Source organism: Mesorhizobium sp. CNPSo 4671, from assembly GCF_057784245.1.
On sequence record NZ_JBWLUW010000062.1, the window covers coordinates 1 to 1,021 of the forward strand.

Here is a 1,021-nt window from a genome sequence, read left to right on the forward strand (position 1 = left end):
CCCCTAATTCAGGCAGATCCCGAACTTGCACGATTAATCTCAGCAGACGAGTCTAGGCAGCGAAGCCAGGTAGAATTGATCGCCCCGAAGAATTACATGAGTAACGCGGTCCGCCAAGCGATGGCATCGATGGTGGTATTCACCACCGTTGAGGGCTATCCGGGGAAACGGTATCACGCTGGTGTCGAAAACGTCGATGCCATTGAACGCCTTGCCATAGAGCGAGCCAAGGCGATGTTCGGTGCGGGACACGCAAATGTGCAGCCCCATTCTGGTAGCCAAGCTAACCAGGCAGTGTACTTCGCTTTACTCACGCCCGGAGACACAGTGTTGAGTATGGACCTTTCCTCAGGGGGGCACTTGAGCCACGGGTTCAAGTCCAACTTGTCCGGTCGCTGGTTCAAAACAATATCATACGGGACAACACCTGAGGGGTTCATCGACTACGATACGATGGAACAGCTCGCTCGCGAGCATCGTCCCAAGCTCATTATTGTAGGCGGCTCATCCTATCCTCGTGCTATCGATTTTCCTAAGGTATCAAAAATCGCTGCGGAAGTTGGCGCAGTCACACTCGCCGATGTATCCCACTTTTCCGGACTGATTGCTGCAAAAGAGTATCCAAGCCCATTTCCTCACATGGACCTGGTAACCACAACGACGAACAAAAATCTACGCGGGCCGAGGGGAGGGCTGATAATGTCTCGCGACGCGGCTTTAGGTAAGAAAATCGATTCCGCGGTATTCCCCGGCATTCAAGGCGGGCCGCTGCCCGACGTTATTGCCGCCAAGGCCGTCTGTTTCGGTGAGGCCCTTAAGCCCGAGTTTACCGAATACGCTAGACGGGTACTGAGCTGCGCGCGAACTCTGGCGGGCGGCTTGAGCGCACGTGGGTTCAAAATCGTCACAGGGGGGACAGATACGCCATTCACGATGGTTGACCTCAGAACGCGTGGGCTGACGGGCGATGTCGCGCAGAAGGCATTAGAAGCTCATGGCGTGACAACGAACCGCAATCTTG

The 1,021-nt window shown here is 55.1% G+C and carries 1 protein-coding gene; it reads left to right on the forward strand.

Annotation, left to right across the window (positions count from 1 at the left end):
* A partial coding sequence (locus AC04SF_RS37350; RefSeq protein ID WP_488481872.1) for a serine hydroxymethyltransferase occupies positions 1–1,021 on the forward strand: 1,021 nt, incomplete at both ends.